Source organism: Mangrovibacterium sp. (assembly GCF_059905295.1).
Map to the genome: position 1 here is coordinate 1 of NZ_JBZQJF010000026.1, position 17,343 is coordinate 17,343.

Annotated in this window: 22 protein-coding genes; 20 read left to right on the forward strand and 2 right to left on the reverse strand. The window is 40.5% G+C overall.

All coding sequences use genetic code 11. The features are described 5' to 3' along the window. The first annotated feature begins 40 nt into the window (after nt 1-40). The 14 genes from rpsH to rplQ all read left to right on the forward strand — a co-directional run bounded on the left by rpsH (nt 41) and on the right by rplQ (nt 7,318). Nucleotides 41-439, forward strand: a complete 399-nt coding sequence (rpsH, locus tag AC37HE_RS01535) for a 30S ribosomal protein S8 (protein ID WP_500781028.1) — start codon at nt 41-43, stop codon at nt 437-439. A gap of 16 nt (nt 440-455) precedes the next feature. Beyond that, a complete protein-coding gene (gene rplF / locus AC37HE_RS01540; protein WP_500781010.1) occupies nt 456-1,013 on the forward strand; it encodes a 50S ribosomal protein L6 in 558 nt (185 codons plus the stop codon). Between the two features lie 14 nt (nt 1,014-1,027). After that, the gene (gene rplR, locus AC37HE_RS01545) at nt 1,028-1,384 is read left to right on the forward strand and encodes a 50S ribosomal protein L18 (protein ID WP_500781011.1); all 357 of its coding nucleotides are present in this window, start codon (nt 1,028-1,030) and stop codon (nt 1,382-1,384) included. A 5-nt stretch (nt 1,385-1,389) separates the two neighbouring features. Then, on the forward strand, nt 1,390-1,905 hold the full coding sequence (rpsE, locus tag AC37HE_RS01550) for a 30S ribosomal protein S5 (protein ID WP_500781012.1): 516 nt from the start codon (nt 1,390-1,392) through the stop codon (nt 1,903-1,905). Nucleotides 1,906-1,910: 5 nt separating this feature from the next. Further along, complete coding sequence (gene rpmD, locus AC37HE_RS01555) at nt 1,911-2,090, forward strand: 50S ribosomal protein L30 (protein WP_107820962.1); 180 nt, start codon at nt 1,911-1,913, stop codon at nt 2,088-2,090. Nucleotides 2,091-2,110: 20 nt separating this feature from the next. After that, entirely contained in the window at nt 2,111-2,557 is a 447-nt protein-coding gene (gene rplO, locus AC37HE_RS01560) for a 50S ribosomal protein L15 (protein ID WP_500781013.1), read from the forward strand. A gap of 5 nt (nt 2,558-2,562) precedes the next feature. Next, on the forward strand, nt 2,563-3,906 hold the full coding sequence (secY, locus tag AC37HE_RS01565) for a preprotein translocase subunit SecY (protein ID WP_500781014.1): 1,344 nt from the start codon (nt 2,563-2,565) through the stop codon (nt 3,904-3,906). A gap of 85 nt (nt 3,907-3,991) precedes the next feature. Beyond that, nucleotides 3,992-4,213 (forward strand): translation initiation factor IF-1, encoded by a 222-nt coding sequence (infA, locus tag AC37HE_RS01570; protein ID WP_107820959.1) that lies wholly within the window; start codon nt 3,992-3,994, stop codon nt 4,211-4,213. A 10-nt stretch (nt 4,214-4,223) separates the two neighbouring features. Further along, nucleotides 4,224-4,340: a type B 50S ribosomal protein L36 gene (gene ykgO / locus AC37HE_RS01575; RefSeq protein ID WP_081782363.1), complete on the forward strand. Its 117-nt coding sequence runs from the start codon at nt 4,224-4,226 to the stop codon at nt 4,338-4,340. 28 nt (nt 4,341-4,368) lie between these two features. Then, nucleotides 4,369-4,746 carry a 30S ribosomal protein S13 gene (rpsM, locus tag AC37HE_RS01580; protein ID WP_500781015.1) on the forward strand — a complete coding sequence of 126 codons (378 nt, stop codon included), beginning with the start codon at nt 4,369-4,371 and terminating at the stop codon, nt 4,744-4,746. Between the two features lie 14 nt (nt 4,747-4,760). Beyond that, complete coding sequence (rpsK, locus tag AC37HE_RS01585; protein ID WP_500781016.1) at nt 4,761-5,150, forward strand: 30S ribosomal protein S11; 390 nt, start codon at nt 4,761-4,763, stop codon at nt 5,148-5,150. Between the two features lie 21 nt (nt 5,151-5,171). Continuing rightward, entirely contained in the window at nt 5,172-5,780 is a 609-nt protein-coding gene (gene rpsD, locus AC37HE_RS01590) for a 30S ribosomal protein S4 (RefSeq protein ID WP_500781017.1), read from the forward strand. A 22-nt stretch (nt 5,781-5,802) separates the two neighbouring features. After that, nucleotides 5,803-6,795, forward strand: coding sequence for a DNA-directed RNA polymerase subunit alpha (locus AC37HE_RS01595; RefSeq protein ID WP_500781018.1), 993 nt, complete (start codon nt 5,803-5,805; stop codon nt 6,793-6,795). 7 nt (nt 6,796-6,802) lie between these two features. Beyond that, a complete protein-coding gene (gene rplQ, locus AC37HE_RS01600; RefSeq protein ID WP_500781019.1) occupies nt 6,803-7,318 on the forward strand; it encodes a 50S ribosomal protein L17 in 516 nt (171 codons plus the stop codon). 50 nt (nt 7,319-7,368) lie between these two features. On the opposite strand, the gene AC37HE_RS01605 is transcribed toward rplQ, so the two are convergent. Together AC37HE_RS01605 and AC37HE_RS01610 are read right to left on the reverse strand one after the other, a co-directional pair. Further along, a complete protein-coding gene (locus AC37HE_RS01605) occupies nt 7,369-8,088 on the reverse strand; it encodes a LytR/AlgR family response regulator transcription factor (RefSeq protein ID WP_500781020.1) in 720 nt (239 codons plus the stop codon). Between the two features lie 18 nt (nt 8,089-8,106). Beyond that, on the reverse strand, nt 8,107-9,159 hold the full coding sequence (locus AC37HE_RS01610; RefSeq protein ID WP_500781021.1) for a sensor histidine kinase: 1,053 nt from the start codon (nt 9,157-9,159) through the stop codon (nt 8,107-8,109). Nucleotides 9,160-9,330: 171 nt separating this feature from the next. Here AC37HE_RS01610 and AC37HE_RS01615 point away from each other — a divergent pair, with 171 nt between their 5' ends. The 6 genes from AC37HE_RS01615 (at nt 9,331) to AC37HE_RS01640 (ending at nt 17,101) form a co-directional block, all read left to right on the forward strand. Next, a complete protein-coding gene (locus AC37HE_RS01615; RefSeq protein ID WP_500781022.1) occupies nt 9,331-9,705 on the forward strand; it encodes a DUF6165 family protein in 375 nt (124 codons plus the stop codon). A 1-nt stretch (nt 9,706) separates the two neighbouring features. Beyond that, entirely contained in the window at nt 9,707-10,753 is a 1,047-nt protein-coding gene (locus AC37HE_RS01620; protein ID WP_500781023.1) for a glycosyltransferase family 9 protein, read from the forward strand. Between the two features lie 656 nt (nt 10,754-11,409). Continuing rightward, a complete protein-coding gene (locus AC37HE_RS01625) occupies nt 11,410-12,621 on the forward strand; it encodes a cation:proton antiporter (RefSeq protein ID WP_500781024.1) in 1,212 nt (403 codons plus the stop codon). Between the two features lie 418 nt (nt 12,622-13,039). Next, nucleotides 13,040-14,596, forward strand: a complete 1,557-nt coding sequence (locus AC37HE_RS01630) for an arylsulfatase (RefSeq protein ID WP_500781025.1) — start codon at nt 13,040-13,042, stop codon at nt 14,594-14,596. A 396-nt stretch (nt 14,597-14,992) separates the two neighbouring features. Then, entirely contained in the window at nt 14,993-15,952 is a 960-nt protein-coding gene (locus AC37HE_RS01635) for a sugar kinase (protein ID WP_500781026.1), read from the forward strand. 549 nt (nt 15,953-16,501) lie between these two features. Beyond that, entirely contained in the window at nt 16,502-17,101 is a 600-nt protein-coding gene (locus AC37HE_RS01640) for an SNARE domain-containing protein (RefSeq protein ID WP_500781027.1), read from the forward strand. Nucleotides 17,102-17,343: the final 242 nt, after the last annotated feature.

The following is a 17,343-nucleotide window of genomic DNA, read 5'->3' on the forward strand; positions in this document are numbered from 1 at the left end:
AAGCTAGTTGGTAATCAATAATCGAAAAGTAATGAGCAAAATTACAGACCCAATAGCAGATTATTTAACACGTTTGCGTAACGCTCAAAAAGCAAAACACCGCGTGGTTGATATTCCTGCTTCAAACATAAAAAAGGAAATTACCAAAATCCTGAAGGAAAAAGGTTATATCCTGAACTACAAATTTGAAGATGAGGTGAACTATCAAGGCAATATCAAAATCGCTTTGAAATATCACCCTGAAACTAAGACTCCAGCCATTAAGTCAATCAAAAGGGTTTCAAAACCTGGTTTGAGACAATACTGCGACAGCGACAACATTCCTCGTGTATTAAACGGCTTGGGAATTGCAATTTTATCTACCTCTAAAGGTGTTATGACTGACAAAGAAGCTCAAACACAGGGCGTAGGTGGTGAAGTTTTATGTTACGTTTATTAATCAAGGAGGAAAAAGAATGTCAAGGATAGGTAAATTACCAATCGAAATTCCAGCCGGCGTAACTATTAACGTTTCCCCCGAAAACGTGGTGACTGTTAAAGGTAAGCTGGGCGAGCTTTCGCAGCAGGTAGACACTGAAATTGAAGTAGCCGTAGAAGGAAGCCAGTTATTGGTTAAACGCCCTACTGATCAAAAACGTCATCGTGCGCTGCACGGTTTGTATCGTGCACTGATCAACAACATGGTTGTGGGTGTTTCTCAAGGTTACGAAGTGAAATTAGAATTAGTCGGTGTAGGTTACCGTGCCGAAAACCAAGGTCAACTATTGGACTTGGTACTTGGTTACTCTCACCACACTTATTTGGAACTTCCGGCAGAAGTAAAAGTTGAAGCTGTTACCGACAAACGTAGCAACCCAACTGTAACTCTGAAAAGCTGTGACAAACAGCTTATTGGCCAGGTAGCCGCAAAAATTCGCTCACTGAGAGCTCCTGAACCATACAAAGGTAAAGGTATTAAGTTCGCTGGTGAACAATTGCGTCGCAAAGCCGGTAAATCTGCAGGTGCTAAATAGTAAAATTTGAAACCATGGCTTTAACGAAACAAGAAAGAAGATTTAGAATAAAAAAGAGAATTCGGAAGATCATTTCCGGAACTGCAGAAAGACCACGTTTGAGTGTTTTCCGCAGCAACAAGCAAATTTATGCGCAATTGGTTAACGACCTTGCAGGCGCAACTTTGTTGGCAGTCTCTTCATTAGATAAAGACGTCGCTGCAGTAGCTGGTAATAAAAGCGAAAAAGCTGCTTTAGTAGGAAAAGCTCTTGCTGAAAAAGCGCTTGCTGCTGGTATTGCAGATGTTGTATTTGACCGTAACGGTTATTTGTATCACGGTAGAGTTAAACAATTAGCTGATGCTGCCCGCGAAGGTGGCCTTAAATTTTAAGAATTATGTCAGGAAATATTAAAAAAGTCAAAACGACAGACATAGAACTGAAAGACCGGTTAGTTGCTATTAACCGTGTTACTAAAGTAACCAAAGGGGGTAGAACATTCAGCTTTTCAGCAATTGTAGTTGTTGGTAACGAAGATGGCATCGTAGGATGGGGTCTTGGTAAAGCCAGCGAAGTAACTGCAGCTATTGCTAAAGGTGTTGATGCTGCCAAAAAGAATCTGGTTAAAATCCCAATCAATAAAGGTACTATTCCACATGAGCAAATTGCAAAATTTGGTGGTGCTAATGTATTCCTGAAGCCTGCTTCACACGGTACCGGAGTAAAAGCCGGTGGTGCGATGCGTGCTGTACTCGAGAGTGTTGGTGTACACGATATCCTTGCCAAATCTAAAGGATCGTCTAACCCACACAACTTGGTGAAAGCTACTTTCAATGCTTTGTTGGAAATGCGTGATGCTTATACCGTAGCTCAACACAGAGGTGTATCATTAGAAAAAGTATTTAAAGGATAGGAACTATGGCTAAGATTAAAGTTACTTTAGTGAAGAGCATTATTGGTTCCGATAAGAGCCAAAAAAGAACTGTAGAAGCTCTAGGTATTAAAAAGTTGAATCACTCTGTAGAACATGAGGCTACACCAGCTATCATGGGTATGGTTAACAAAGTGAAACACTTAGTGAAAATCGAAGAAATTTAAAATATTTTAAGATTACAATTATGGAATTAAATAATCTTAAACCTGCAGCAGGATCCATTAAAAAGGTGAAGCGTATTGGTCGTGGTCAAGGTTCCGGACATGGTGGTACATCAACACGTGGCCACAAAGGAGCTAAATCACGCTCTGGTTACAGCCGCACTCGTGGTTTCGAAGGTGGTCAAATGCCTTTGCAACGCGTAGTTCCTAAATTCGGATTCAAAAATGTGAACAGGGTAGAATATAAAGCAATCAACCTGGATACTATTCAAACATTAGCTGAAAGTAAGTCTTTAGCTGCTGTTGATGTGCAAACTTTGGTTGATGCTGGTCTGGCTTCAAAAAATGACCGTGTAAAAATTTTGGGAAATGGAACTTTAACACTAAAATTGGACGTTAAAGCCCATGCATTCTCAAAAACTGCAAAAGAGGCCATCGAAAAATTAGAAGGAACCACTGAAATACTCTAAACCGAATGAAAAAATTTATCGAAACCCTAAAGAATATCTATAAAATCGAAGATTTGAGAGCCCGTTTGGGATTAACCTTATTTCTTTTGTTAATTTATCGATTAGGATCGTATGTAGCATTACCGGGAATCGACCCTGCACAACTGGGTCAATTAAAACAACAGACTTCAGATGGGTTGCTGGGGTTATTGGATATGTTCTCGGGAGGTGCATTTTCAAACGCATCCGTATTTGCTTTAGGGATTATGCCTTACATTTCTGCTTCGATTGTAGTACAGCTGTTGGGAATAGCCGTTCCATACTTCCAGCGTCTGCAAAAAGAAGGAGAATCAGGAAGAAGAAAAATCAACCAGATAACTCGTTATCTGACTGTGTTGATTCTTTTATTCCAGGCACCTGCGTATTTGGCTAACTTAACATTTCAATTGCCATCAGAAGCTTTTGCTGTCAGCGGCTGGATGTTCAAAGTAACATCAACTATTATTTTGACTGCAGGCTCGATGTTCATTATGTGGTTAGGCGAACGCATCACCGATAAAGGAATTGGTAACGGTATTTCATTGATTATTATGATCGGTATTATTGCCCGTCTGCCATTTGCAGTTGCTGCTGAATTTGTTTCACGCATCGAACAGCAAGGTGGTGGTATGGTCATGTTCCTGATTGAGTTTGTTTTCTTATTCCTTGTGTTCATGGGAAGTATTCTGTTGGTACAAGGTACCCGCCGAATCCCGGTTCAATACGCAAAGCGAATTGTTGGAAATAAACAATATGGGGGAGTACGTCAGTACATACCGTTGAAAGTGAATGCAGCTGGGGTAATGCCTATAATCTTTGCCCAGGCTATCATGTTTGTTCCACTTACATTGACTCAATTTGCCAAATCAGATAGTTTGAGCGGATTTGCCGCGGCAATGTCTAATCACACTGGCTTTTGGTACAATTTCTCTCAATTTGTATTGGTCGTTTTGTTTACGTACTTTTACACCGCCATTACAGTAAACCCTGTGCAGATGGCTGAAGACATGAAGAAAAACGGCGGTTTTATTCCAGGTGTTAAACCAGGTAAGAAAACCGTTGAGTTTCTGGATACAGTTATGTCTCGTATTACCTTACCCGGGTCAATCTTCCTGGGAATTGTAACAATTCTGCCTGCCTTTGCAATGATGGCCGGAATTAACACGAAGTTCGCCTATTTTTATGGAGGTACTTCACTGTTGATTTTGGTAGGTGTTGTACTTGATACATTACAACAAATCGAGAGCCACTTGTTGATGCGCCACTATGATGGTTTGATGAAATCAGGCCGCATTAAGGGGCGCCCGGGAAGTGGTGCGGCAATGTATTAATAAGTCTGACATCTTTTATTTCGAAATAAATAAACCGGTACAGGAGACTGTGCCGGTTATACAAATAAAAAGATAGATTAGTATTATGGCAAAACAAGCCTCGATAGAACAAGACGGAACAATCATTGAAGCGTTATCTAATGCTATGTTCAGGGTTGAACTTGAAAATGGTCATGTGATAACAGCGCATATCTCAGGTAAAATGCGTATGCATTATATCAAAATTCTTCCTGGAGATAAGGTGAAAGTAGAAATGTCACCTTATGATCTGACTAAAGGACGAATTACTTTTAGATATAAAAATTAAAATAGGAATCATGAAAGTAAGAGTATCCATTAAAAAACGCAGCGCCGACTGTAAAATTGTACGCAGAAAGGGCCGTTTGTACGTGATCAATAAAAAGAATCCTAAGTTCAAACAGCGTCAAGGATAATTAATTAACTTTGTAAAAATTTTTTTCTATGGCTCGTATTGTTGGAGTTGATATTCCTGATAATAAAAGAGGTGAAGTAGCCTTAACATACGTTTACGGTATTGGCCGTAGTCGTGCACGCTACATCCTCGAACAAGCTGGTGTTTCTGTTGATGAGAAAGTTGCAGAATGGAATGATGATCAATTTGCTGCTATCCGTAAAGTTATCTCTGAAAGCTTTAAAGTTGAAGGTGAACTTCGTTCAGAAAATCAGTTGAACATTAAACGTCTGATGGACATCGGTTGCTACCGGGGTATCCGTCATCGTATTGGCCTTCCAGTACGTGGACAAAGCACTAAAAATAACGCTCGTACACGTAAAGGCAAGAAGAAAACTGTAGCTAATAAGAAAAAAGCCACTAAATAATCGATAGGTAAGTTATGGCAAAAAAAACTGGAACTACTAGAAAGAGAGTCGTTAATGTTGAAGCGACTGGCCAGGCGCATATTCATTCCTCATTCAATAACATTATCATTTCTTTGACTAACAATAACGGAGAAGTTATTTCTTGGTCATCGGCTGGTAAAAAAGGATTCAGAGGTTCGAAGAAAAATACGCCCTATGCTGCACAGGTGGCTGCCGAAGAATGTGCAAAAACTGCATATGATCTTGGACTCCGAAAAGTAAAAGTCTTCGTTAAAGGACCAGGTAACGGTCGCGAATCTGCTATCCGTGCTATTAACAGCATCGGAATTCAGGTAAACGAGATCGTTGACGTTACTCCATTGCCACACAATGGTTGTCGTCCGGCAAAAAGAAGACGTGTTTAATCTTTTTAATTTGGTAGAATAATGGCTAGATATAGAGGACCAAAATCAAAAATCGCGCGGAAATTCGGAGAACCAATCTTCGGACCAGATAAAGTTCTTGAGAAGAAAAATTATCCTCCTGGTTTCCACGGGTTAGCAAGTCGTCGTCGTAAGAAATCAGAATACGGTTTGCAATTGAAGGAAAAACAAAAAGCAAAATACACTTACGGTGTATTGGAAAAACAATTCGCTCGTTTGTTCCACAAAGCATCTGCTGCGAAAGGTATTACCGGTGAAGTATTATTACAATTGCTGGAATCTCGTTTGGATAACGTTGTTTTCCGTTTAGGATTGGCTCGTACAAGAGCTGCTGCTCGTCAGTTAGTTTCTCACAAGCACATCACTGTAAACGGTGAGATCGTTAATATTCCTTCTTACCAGTTGCGTCCGGGTGACTTAGTTGGTGTTCGCGAAAAATCTAAATCTTTGGAGATTATCGCTGACTCAATGACTTCACACCGTTACAACAAATACGCCTGGTTAGAATGGGATGGAGCAGCAATGGCTGGTAAATTCCTGAATCGTCCGGAACGGGAAGAAATTCCTGAAAACATTAAAGAACAACTAATCGTCGAGTTGTATTCTAAATAATAAAATTACTCAGTATTTAATTATGGCAATATTAGCGTTCCAAAAACCTGACAAAGTAATAATGGTAGAATCTGATGAACGGTTCGGTAAATTCGAATTCCGTCCATTGGAACCTGGGTATGGTATTACAATCGGCAATGCCTTGCGCAGAATTCTGTTATCATCTTTGGAGGGCTACGCCATCACTACGATGAAAATTGAAGGCGTAGACCACGAATTTGCTACTGTTAAAGGTGTGATGGAAGATGTAACTGAAATCATCCTGAACCTGAAACAAATTCGTTTCAAAAAAGAAGTCGAAGATCTGGACAGTGAAAAAGTTTCTATCACAATTACCGGACAGGAAACATTTACTGCCGGCGACATCAACAAGTTTATGACCGGTTTCCGGGTATTAAACCCTGAATTGGTAATTTGCCGCATGGAAGCTGATGTAAAACTGACCATGGACATTACCATTAATAAAGGTCGTGGATATGTGCCTGGCGCTGAAAACAAGCCGGTAGATGCTGAGTTTGGTTTAATTCCGATTGATTCAATCTTTACGCCGATTCGTAACGTAAAGTATGCAGTTGAGAACTATCGTGTAGAGCAAAAAACAGACTATGAAAAATTAGTTCTGGAAATTGCTACTGATGGTTCAATTCATCCTAAAGATGCATTGAAAGAAGCTGCTAAGATTCTGATTTATCACTTCATGTTGTTCTCTGATGAAAAAATTACTTTGGATTCAGACGAAAAATTTGCGAATGAAGAATTCGACGAGGAAGTATTGCATATGCGTCAACTTCTGAAGACGAAATTGGTAGATATGGATCTTTCAGTTCGTGCTCTGAACTGTTTGAAAGCCGCTGATGTTGAAACTTTAGGCGAGTTGGTACAATACAACCGTAACGACTTGTTGAAGTTCCGTAACTTCGGTAAAAAATCTCTGACAGAGTTGGATGACCTGCTGAATGCTATGAATCTGACATTCGGAATGGATATTACTAAGTATAAATTAGACAAGGAATAAGCACAAAATGAGACACAATAAAAAAATCAACCATCTTGGTAGAACAAGTTCTCATCGCAAGGCAATGTTGTCAAATATGGCTAACTCTTTGATTTTCCATAAAAGAATTAGCACGACAACAGCTAAAGCGAAGGCCTTAAAGATGTATGTTGAGCCGCTTATTACAAAAGCAAAGAATGATACTACGCACTCTCGTCGTATGGTATTCAGCTACTTGAAGAGCAAGGAAGCTGTTTCTGAATTGTTCCGTGAGGTAGTCGTAAAAGTAGGCGAACGTCCTGGTGGTTACACACGCATCCTGAAAACAGGAAATCGTTTAGGTGACGATGCTGAAATGTGTATCATCGAATTGGTTGACTTCAACGAAAACATGTTGGCTGCAAAAGAGACTAAAACAAAATCACGTCGTTCACGTCGTGGTGGCGCTAAAAAAGCTGAAGCTCCTGCTGCTGCTCCTGCAGCTGAAGAAGTTCAGGCTGAAGCTCCTGCTGCTGATACAACAGAAGAACCAAAAGCTGAATAAGGAATTTAAACCTTACGATATAAAAAGCTGGCCAATTTTGGCCAGCTTTTTTATTTTATAAAGCGTTTCTCGATTTGTTCGTTGAATGTTTGCCGAAAATTGTTTCCGACTGGCAATTTTTGTTGACCGACCTTCACCAGGTTCCCTTCAATTGTTTGAATCGAGTCCATCCGTATAATAAATGATTTATGAATCCTAATAAAATCGTTATGCGGAAGCAAATCCTCCATCTTTTTCATCGATAAATTGGTTACTAAATGACGACCCTCCCTCAAATGAATTTTGATGTAGTCGCCAAGGCCCTCGATGATCAGGATGTCGTTAATCTCTACTCTGTTGGTTTTCTTGTTTGCTTTTATAAAGATGTAGGGTGTCTTTTCCTCTGATGAGTTGTGCCTTTTATGCTGCAGAAGTCTTAATTGTTCCTCAGCCTTCTGAAAGGCTTTAAAAAAGCGTTCAAAAGAGAATGGTTTCTTCAGATAATCCAGAATATTGAGTTCGTAGGCTTCCAGAGCGTAGTCAGTGTATGCCGTTGTTAGTATTGCCAATGGTGGATTAGATAAGCTTTTTAGGAATTCGAGACCAGTAAGTTTAGGCATATTTACATCCAAAAATAGGAGGTCAATCTCATTCTCTTTGATGAGTTTGCTAGCTTCTAACGCATTAGCACAACTGCAAATAATTTCCAGGTTGGGAAAATCTTCCGCATACTTCTCGATTATTTGTCTGGCTAAAGGTTCATCATCAACAATAATGGCTCTGACTTTCATGGTTTTTCGTTCTTGTTTCTATTTTAGTTTCAGTTTTAAGCTTACGTTATACGCTGAATCAGTTTTAAGAATTTTAAGCTTGAATTCATCCTTCCCATACAGCATTTTGAGGCGCTGATTGACATTTTCTAAACCGACCCCATGGGCACCATCTTGTCTTGGGCTATAAGTCTTGGTAGAACTGTTCTCAATCGTAAAAAATAACCATTCACTCACGATGTCAATTTTCAAATGGATATATGCAGTACCGGTTGACGATCGGGGGCCATGTTTAAAGGCATTGTCGATAAATGGCTCGAAAACCAGGGGCATAATTCGCGCATTAGGAATCGTCTCACTTGGTTTGAAATCAATTTCTACCTGATCGCTCAATCTTATACGTTGCAGATCGATAAAGTTTGTTACAAATTCAATCTCCTTTTTTAGGGGTATAAAATTTTCGCGTGACTCGTATAACACATGCCGCATCAAATCGGAAAGCTTTAAAATGAGCTGTGGTGTTTTATCTGAGTTCGTTAAAGCCAACGAATAAATATTGTTTAAGCTATTGAATAGGAAGTGTGGGTTTATTTGTGCTTTGAGGGCTTTTAGCTCAGCTTCGAGCCGTTGGCGTTCTGCTTTGTGGTAGCGTAGCGATATGTCTTGCAACTCGATCCAATCGGTCAGGAATTTGGCTAATGAGGTAATGACCACATAACTCGCCGAGGTGAAAAAATTAGTCGAGAAAAGCAATCTAGTCAGGTTGCGGTTCTCGGTAAATGAAAGTGTTCCACTGATGAAAAGAGAAGAAAATGAAAGTGTTAATAGTAGCCAGAAAATGTAATAGATATAGTTGCGTTTCTTGAGTACATAAGGAATTAACAGGTAAAAGTTGATGTAGACTGCTGCTGCAAAGCCAATATTCAGGATTAGTGCTTTTAGAAAAAGAGCCGGATCCAGATTAAGGTGATGTTCCGAAACCACATCGAATGATAAGATTGCAAAGGTGAAACTACCGATCCAAAAAAGGATATGCCCGGCGGTTTTTAGTTTTCGGTATTTTGGAGTGACTTGAACGTCCTGAATATTCATCTGGTAGCAATCGGAATTAAGGTATACAAATTACTTATTTTATGGTCAACTGCAAAAAATAAAAAGACTCTGTTTATAAAAAGAGGACAGGGGCATTGTGGCGCGCTTGTTGCTTAACCGAAATGATTACCTTTGTTTACATTGTACCGATTAATTCAAACTTAAAGGAATATGAAGATAGAAGTATCGAATGGCGAAATCGCTGATAAGTTGACGATTATTGAGATCAAATTGGAGAATATTAAGGACGAAAAGAAGCTTGCTAATCTCCGTAATGAGTTTAAGGTTCTGGATGAAGCCGTAAGTAAGATCATTAAAAAAGATCATGCGTTGTACCAGGAGCTTCTGAAGATAAACAAACAACTTTGGAATATCGAAGATCGTATTCGGGAACTGGAGAAAGCGAAGGACTTCGGAGCTGAATTTGTCGAAGTTGCGCGTTCGGTTTATTTTACCAACGACAAACGTTCAGATGTGAAACGTCAGATTAACGAGTTGACAGGTTCCGACTTGATTGAAGAAAAATCCTACGAAGACTACGCCTAGAATGAAGCGAATATTGGTATACCGTTTTTCGGCTATGGGGGATGTCGTTATGCTTCTTCCGGTTTTGAAAGGCGTCCTTGAATCAAATAAAGACCTGGAGATTTACTTGCTCACTCAGCCGTTTCTTTTTCCGGTTTTTCAGGGGGTGGACCGCTTGCATATGGTGACTTCCGATTTAAAGGGAAAGCACAAAGGCTTGCCGGGCTTATATCGACTGTATAAAAAGATAAAAAGGGAAGTTAATCCTGATGAAGTTTTTGATCTTCATCAGGTGTTGCGGACCTTTATTCTGAATTTCTATTTTCGGATGGGAGGAATGAAGGTGCACACCTTTAATAAGGGACGTGCCGAGAAAAAGTATGCCGTAAAGACGAAATCACAACAGCTATTACCATCAACAATTGACCGCTATGCTGCTGCTTTCTCTGAAGCAGGCTATCGCTTTATTTTGCCACAACCACCTTTGTTTTCTGCAAGCTCCAGAGAAGATGTGTTGAAGTTATTACAGCTTGACTCCACTGTGGTGAACAAGTTGATTGGTATTGCCCCTTTTGCCAAGCATAAACAGAAAGTTTGGGGTATTGATAAAACCAGGGAGTTATTACGTGTTTTGCAACAAATTCCGGATTTGAAGCTTGTGCTGTTTGGCGGAGGTAAGACTGAAATGGAAATTCTGGAGAGTATAGCGGCCGACTTTGAGAACTGTATTGTAGCTGGTCATTACATTAAGTTTGCAGAAGAAATTCAGTTGCTGCCACATTTAGATCTGATGTTATCGATGGATTCGGCTAATATGCATTTGGCAGCCATGGCCGGTGTACCTGTTGTATCGGTTTGGGGGGGGACCCATCCTTCCTTAGGCTTTGCACCTTATCATCAGCCTGCAGATAATCTGATACAGTATGATGGAGCTGAACTCGATTGTCGGCCTTGTTCTGTTTTTGGGAATAAAAAATGTATTTACGGAGATGTACGTTGTATGCAGTATGTTTCGGTAAAACAGGTCACCGATCGAATAGGATTCATCCTGGACTATTCATTCCATTAGAAAAAATTATACACAGATAATCCGGCTCCTGCTAGCCGGATTTTTTTGTTTTTAGTCCTCTCTTTAGTTGTTTCGCTTTTGCTAAAGCTATCAAATTGAAACAGTTTGGTGTAGGAGTCGTACTGTTATTTAACAAGGACCATTTATAATAAAATTGAATTAATTTTTAAAAGTTATTATGATTTTTAGGTCTTTTAGTTGTAAATTGTTTAGGGAAAACAAACAGTAAGTTTTGCCGAATATTTAGAGAGCTGGTCTGATTCATTTAAAGAAACTTTTTTTTCATATATAGGAATAATATTTAAGAAGCTGGCGAATTGTGCCGAGCAGCAATTAATTGTTAGACGACGGGGACTACGGGTTAGTCCCTGTTTTTGTTAGTGTTCTTGATCTTTTAGTCCAACTTGGAATACGTTGTGCTGACTTTTTGGTGGAATCTATTGAGGGAAATAACCTTTAACTTTCGACCTTATGCTACTTTTTTTAATGATGTGCTTTGAATGAAGGAGGTATTACAAGTCTATCTTACTTAGATTTTATGAAGAAAGCTTAATTACTGCTCTCAAATAATCTGTTATCAACTTTCGTTTGTCGCGACGCCTTGGTAACTTTAGAGAAAACTAACCGCCGGAAAAAATTGCTAAAGGACCAGTATTATGAATATCATTCTCAGTATCGGAATTTTAATTTTTACAGGTTATTTGTTTGGTGAGTTGGCAGAGAAAGTGAAATTGCCCAAAATATCCGGCTATATTTTAGCAGGTATTTTGCTTAACCCTGATGTATCGGGCATTATGTCCGGATCTTTTGTCGATCATACGGATCCGCTGCTTTCGATTTCACTGTCGTTTATTACTTTTTCAATTGGAGGTTCGCTTTCGGCTACTAAGCTGAAGGAAACCGGAGGAAAGGTTCTTACACTAACACTTCTGGAGTCCTTGTTTGCTTTTGCATTTGTGTTTGCGTTGATTTTTCTGAGTTTGCGTTTTTCATTTTCTGTCTTCGAATCTGTGAATGTTAGTTTGGCCGTGAGTCTCGTATTAGCATCCCTGGCGGCACCAACCGATCCGTCGGCTACTATAGCGGTCATTCATGAGTTTAAAGCCAAAGGAGAGGTCAGCACTACGATGCTTGAGATTGCTGCTTTCGACGATTTAGTGGGGATTATTATTTATACGCTTGTCACTGCTTTTGCGGTTTTCTCAGTGGGGCAGGGCGAACCTAATTTCGGGCAGGTTACCTTGCATTTGGGCTACAACATTGGAGGTGCTTTGTTAATTGGAGGTGCTTTGGGATGGGGCTTTACAGGTATTGTTCGGCTGGTCCCAAAACAGCCCGAAGGAACGCTGATTGTTCTGACCTTTGGTTTGGTTGCGCTCAGCTATGGTATTTCTGAATATTTTGGTTTTGAATCGCTGTTGTCAACGATGGCACTTGGTGCAGTCGTTGCTAATTGGAACCCGATAGCTGACGAGGTATTTAAACTGATTGAACGTTATACCGACGAGCTTATTTTTGTGATTTTCTTCACTTTGTCGGGTCTTCACTTACAACTTTCGTCGATTACCGGAAGTGTAACACTAATTGGTATTTACATTGTTGCCCGTGCCTTGGGGAAATTTGCAGGAATCTATTCGGGACGGCTGTTTTTTAAAATGGATCCTAAGGTGAAGAAATATACAGCCGGTGGGTTACTGCCTCAAGGAGGTATCGTTATTGGCCTGGCCTTGCTGTTAACCAAAGAACCGGCATTTAAAGATACGGGCTCAACAATTATGGGCATTGTCATTGGTGCAGCTCTCATCCACGAAATTATCGGTCCCATTGCATCTCGCTTTTCGCTGAAAAAGGCCGGTGAGATCGATTAGTCGTTAAAAAGAAACAGACCTTGTATTCTGTCCTTGGGGGCGATGCATATGGCGTAGGAAAATAGTACTCCAGTTGAAACTGTTCAGGTAAAGTTGATTTTGCCTGAACAGTTTTTTGGTTTCTGGTCGTCATGTTTGCTAATTGTTTAAAATGAAACATTTGTTTAGTTGGATTTTTATGTTCGATGTTGTAAATTGTATAACGCGAAAAAAACATAGAGTGCTAGATGTAAAATTTGGGAATAATGAGGACTTAGGGATAGATTGATAATTGTTTGAATTTGAGTTTTAAGTTTGCTTGTGTGAACAGGGTTTTGGCAAGAAGAAATGAGTGGAAGTAGTAGAATTAATTTGTTTGAATTTTATTGTGTTAATAACACTTATTTAGATAAAGTATGTAACTATTAATTTGATTTCTATGAAAAAACTATTTTTCTTTTTATCTCTGTTAATCGGTTTGAATCTTTATGCTCAGGATAAACCGAATATTCTCGTCATCATGGTTGATGACGTGGCTCCAAACTCCTTAAGCTGTTACAGTCTTGGATTGCAGTATCCGACACCTAATATCGATCGGATTGCAAAGGAAGGTGTGCTTTTTACCGATCATTATTCGCAACCCAGTTGTACCGCTGGTCGGGCAGCATTTATTACCGGACAAAAGCCGGTGCGTACGGGCTTAACAACGGTTGGCCAACCAGGAAACCCGCTCGGTATAAAAAAGGAAGACCCAACCTTAGCTGAATTGCTGAAGCCATATGGTTACATGACCGGGCAGTTTGGTAAGAACCACCTTGGTGACCGTAACGAACATTTACCAACGGTTCATGGTTTCGACGAATTCTACGGAAACCTTTATCACCTAAACGTTTCGGAAGAAGAAGAACAGGCTGATTATCCGAAAAGCAAAGAATTCTACAACAAATATGGTCCTCGGGGAATCATCGAGTCTTATGCTACTGATACCTACGATTCAACAGAAGATCCGCGCTTTGGTGTTATTGGTAAGCAAAAAGTCAAGGATCTTGGTCCTCTGACTTCAAAAATGATGGAATCATTTGATGACACCTTGGTGGCAAAAACCGAAGATTTCATCAAACGGGCACACGATGCCGGAAAACCCTTCTTTATTTGGCATGCAACCAGCCGCATGCACGTATACACACACTTGAAAAAAGAACATCGCAACCTGGCCACACCAATCAGTACCGATATGGACTTGTTTGGTTCGGGCTTGATGGAGCATGACGGACAAGTTGGTGAAATCCTCGACTACCTCGATAAACTGGGAATAGCTGACAACACCATCGTGATTTATACAACTGATAATGGTCCGGAACAAAGTACGTTTCCTGATGCCGGAGTTACCCAGTTCCGCGGTGAGAAAATGACGACCTATGAAGGTGGTGTTCGTGCGCCATTCATGGTGCGCTGGCCCAAGGAAATTCCGGCCGGTTTAATTCGTAACGGTATTTCGGCCCACGAAGATGTATTGCCAACCATAATGGCTGCTGTTGGTGATACGGATATTATTGATGAACTGAAAGAAGGTAAGAAAGTAGGCGATATGACTTACAAAGTGCATATCGATGGTTTTAACAACCTGAATTACTGGGAAGGAAAAACGGATAAGTCGGCACGTAACTACTTCTTCTATTATTATGAATCCAGCCTGACAGCGATGCGCGTAGGCCCATGGAAAATGCATTTTGCTACCAAAGAACGTTATTACGACGATATGGTGGTACATACCATGCCGCAGTTATTTAACCTAAGGAAGGATCCTTACGAAAAATATGATGGTGTTTATGGTTTCGAGCTGATTATGCATAAATCATGGGTGTTTCAACCCGCGATTGGTTATTTGAATGATCATTTGGCTAGTTTCAAGGAGTTCCCGCCACGACAAGCAGCTGCGTCGCTGGATATCAATAAAGCCATTGAGAAAATCATGCAATCAGATGCACAGAAATAAAATATTCCTTTCAATTGAAAAGAGAAGGCTTCCGGAAGGGAGCCTTTTTTAGTTTTCAGATCAGCTAGCCGGGAACCTTCAACTTTTTTCTGTCTTGCCGTTTATTTTTTTTACTCATCAAAGATCAGTTTCTCTCTCTTCATTTGCTAATCAACAGAGATGTTTATTGATTTGGTTGATTGAAAGATCACTGCTCTTAGCGTAGATTATGGTTGGTAGTTTATTTGCTTAACGCCAGTTCGATGTTTGCTCTGTGCATTTCGTTAACGTTACCGCTCTGTTATATAACAATTCTTTTTAGTACCATTTATTTAGAATAACCATTAGCTTTGCCGCCTTAAATTCGATCAACCGAATAGATCTGGATGTCGGAATAAAAACGGAGGAGTAGGTAAAATGGAGAAAAATCTGGAAGTAATCACCTTTGGTGAATCAATGGTGTTGTTTAGTCCCGGTGACAAGGGACCCTTGAGACACATTCATAATTTTACGAAGTCAATTGCAGGGGCGGAAGCCAATGTGGGAATTGCTTTGGCCCGGCTTGGACACAAAGTCGGTTGGTTCTCGAAACTGGGCCACGACGAGTTTGGCCGGTATATTCAGTTTATGGTTCGTGGCGAAGGTGTTGATGTCTCGCGGGTGATTGAAGATCCCGAACATCAAACCGGGCTGTTGTTTAAAGAACTTTTCGAACATGTTAATCCCAATGTGTATTACTACCGTAAAAATTCGGCAGCCAGCTTTATTAAACCGGCTGATTTGGATGCAGCGTACATCGGGAGTGCACAAATATTACACCTGACCGGCATTACCCCTGCAATTAGCCCGTCGGCTCGGGAAACGGTATTCGAAGCGATCCGGATTGCCAAAGAAGCAGGTGTTAAAGTGTCGTTTGACCCGAATATTCGGTTGAAACTTTGGACGGTAGAGCAAGCGAAGGAAACCATTCTTGAAATTTGTAAAAGTGTGGATATCCTTTTCCCGGGGATCGACGAATCAGAGTTGTTATTGGGAACGACCGATCCCAACGAGATTTTTAAAGCTTTCCACGATATGGGCGTAGGCGAAATTGCACTTAAGCTGGGTAAAAAAGGATGTATGGTGTCCGACGGAACAGTATGCGAATTTGTGCCGGGCTATATTGTCGAAAAACTGGAGGATACCGTAGGTGCCGGCGACGGCTTTGCTGCCGGGTATTTGAGCAGTCGTCTGAAAGGACTGTCCATACAGGAAGCCGGTGACTATGCCAATGGGGTGGGAGCAATGGCCACCCTGGTGCGCGGCGATAGCGAAGGTTACCCAAGCTACGAGCAATTGCTGGCTTTTACCGGGAAGGTACCCTCAATCGACCGATAGGCCCATCACAGGAATAACCAGATAAATTATAACAGCACAGGCAGGGCATTGCCTTGGCTTGTGGTAGCAAAGGCTCCGATCTTTTTATACAGGTCGGAGCCTTTTGTTTTCGGTTACAGCAGCAACGTAAAAACATACCTGATTTCAGGAGGTTGCCAACGGGGATGAAAGTAAATTCCTTAGAATCAGATTGACCCTCCCATTTCAACAAAGTCGTTTTCCAAGGGAGGGAAGCTATTGCTTATGCGCAACGGTCATTCCATCGTTGTTAAATACTTGTTAATAAGTTGAATCAATATTTTTTCGTCCACCTTCCTGAAAGTATTAACTTCAAAAGCGAAATAAGAATATGCAACCAGGTGCGCAAACCCCATAGGCGACAAACATTTTCTTGAATAGATCAGTGTTTCAAATCGGATTGAATCATTTGCAGAATGCACGCACGACGCGGCTTGACTGTAGGTGAGGAGATCGTGAAATAGAAATACTTGGTACAGTTGGTTGTTAAAAACGCTGTTTACAGTCAGAAATAAACCTAAATTACAAAAGATGAAAAAGGCCATTGATACGATCATTCTTTCAGCCCTGTGGATTTTTTCAATCTACACTTTGTTTTTCGTCGTTTTTAAATCCGGTTCTATTGGAATTCAAAATTATATTGGATTCGGATTGCTTGTCGTAGTAAGCTTATTGAAGTTTTTAAAAGTTCGTGGCTTTAAAACGATACTTGCGCTGTTTCTGATTGCCGGTAGTTTTAACCTGTTTCAATTTACTTCCGACACAGTAACTTCCTTTTTCACCTTTTCCCCTTGGGGATACGACTTTTTTACACTGGGCATACAACCCTTATGCAGTAGCTTACTGGTTTTGTATGCCATTGTCTGTATTGCCGAAATCAAAGGCTTTTTAACCCACCAGCTCGAAGGTGATTCCAATAGGATGGAAGAGGCCGACGAGGAGTTAGTTCAGTTGTTCTACAAACGATTAATAGCCAAGACGGATAAAGAGCTGAGCTGGATCATTCATCAGGAAGATCAGTATCAAACCGAATTTGTGATTGCTGCCCATCGGCTGTTCAATGATCGGAAAATGACGGATCGTGTACCAAGTCGGGGCCTAAAGAAGCAGGAAGCTGCGGTGCAGGTTTAAGGGACTTCCAATGCCAAGGTAATTTTCAAAGTTTTGATGAAGCGCTGATGGGGGAGAGTACACTTTTCATCACTGTCTCGGGCTCTAAAATTCGACGCTTCCAGAGGTCAATTTTACCATCGTTAGCCCGATTGCAAGACGACTAATTTTCAGATACAAAATGATTGCTTTTGTAAAATATTGAAGCGGGGATTGTACTTTGGCAGTCCAAAACCAATCAAAAAAATATGAAAGCTTCTTTG

Coding starts and splice junctions, on each gene's coding strand:
- rplF (WP_500781010.1), top strand. CDS start 456: ATGTCAAGGATAGGTAAATTACCAATCGAAATTCCAGCCGGCGTAACT.
- rplR (WP_500781011.1), top strand. CDS start 1,028: ATGGCTTTAACGAAACAAGAAAGAAGATTTAGAATAAAAAAGAGAATT.
- rpsE (WP_500781012.1), top strand. CDS start 1,390: ATGTCAGGAAATATTAAAAAAGTCAAAACGACAGACATAGAACTGAAA.
- rpmD (WP_107820962.1), top strand. CDS start 1,911: ATGGCTAAGATTAAAGTTACTTTAGTGAAGAGCATTATTGGTTCCGAT.
- rplO (WP_500781013.1), top strand. CDS start 2,111: ATGGAATTAAATAATCTTAAACCTGCAGCAGGATCCATTAAAAAGGTG.
- secY (WP_500781014.1), top strand. CDS start 2,563: ATGAAAAAATTTATCGAAACCCTAAAGAATATCTATAAAATCGAAGAT.
- infA (WP_107820959.1), top strand. CDS start 3,992: ATGGCAAAACAAGCCTCGATAGAACAAGACGGAACAATCATTGAAGCG.
- ykgO (WP_081782363.1), top strand. CDS start 4,224: ATGAAAGTAAGAGTATCCATTAAAAAACGCAGCGCCGACTGTAAAATT.
- rpsM (WP_500781015.1), top strand. CDS start 4,369: ATGGCTCGTATTGTTGGAGTTGATATTCCTGATAATAAAAGAGGTGAA.
- rpsK (WP_500781016.1), top strand. CDS start 4,761: ATGGCAAAAAAAACTGGAACTACTAGAAAGAGAGTCGTTAATGTTGAA.
- rpsD (WP_500781017.1), top strand. CDS start 5,172: ATGGCTAGATATAGAGGACCAAAATCAAAAATCGCGCGGAAATTCGGA.
- AC37HE_RS01595 (WP_500781018.1), top strand. CDS start 5,803: ATGGCAATATTAGCGTTCCAAAAACCTGACAAAGTAATAATGGTAGAA.
- rplQ (WP_500781019.1), top strand. CDS start 6,803: ATGAGACACAATAAAAAAATCAACCATCTTGGTAGAACAAGTTCTCAT.
- AC37HE_RS01605 (WP_500781020.1), bottom strand. CDS start 8,088: ATGAAAGTCAGAGCCATTATTGTTGATGATGAACCTTTAGCCAGACAA.
- AC37HE_RS01610 (WP_500781021.1), bottom strand. CDS start 9,159: ATGAATATTCAGGACGTTCAAGTCACTCCAAAATACCGAAAACTAAAA.
- AC37HE_RS01615 (WP_500781022.1), top strand. CDS start 9,331: ATGAAGATAGAAGTATCGAATGGCGAAATCGCTGATAAGTTGACGATT.
- AC37HE_RS01620 (WP_500781023.1), top strand. CDS start 9,707: ATGAAGCGAATATTGGTATACCGTTTTTCGGCTATGGGGGATGTCGTT.
- AC37HE_RS01625 (WP_500781024.1), top strand. CDS start 11,410: ATGAATATCATTCTCAGTATCGGAATTTTAATTTTTACAGGTTATTTG.
- AC37HE_RS01630 (WP_500781025.1), top strand. CDS start 13,040: ATGAAAAAACTATTTTTCTTTTTATCTCTGTTAATCGGTTTGAATCTT.
- AC37HE_RS01635 (WP_500781026.1), top strand. CDS start 14,993: ATGGAGAAAAATCTGGAAGTAATCACCTTTGGTGAATCAATGGTGTTG.
- AC37HE_RS01640 (WP_500781027.1), top strand. CDS start 16,502: ATGAAAAAGGCCATTGATACGATCATTCTTTCAGCCCTGTGGATTTTT.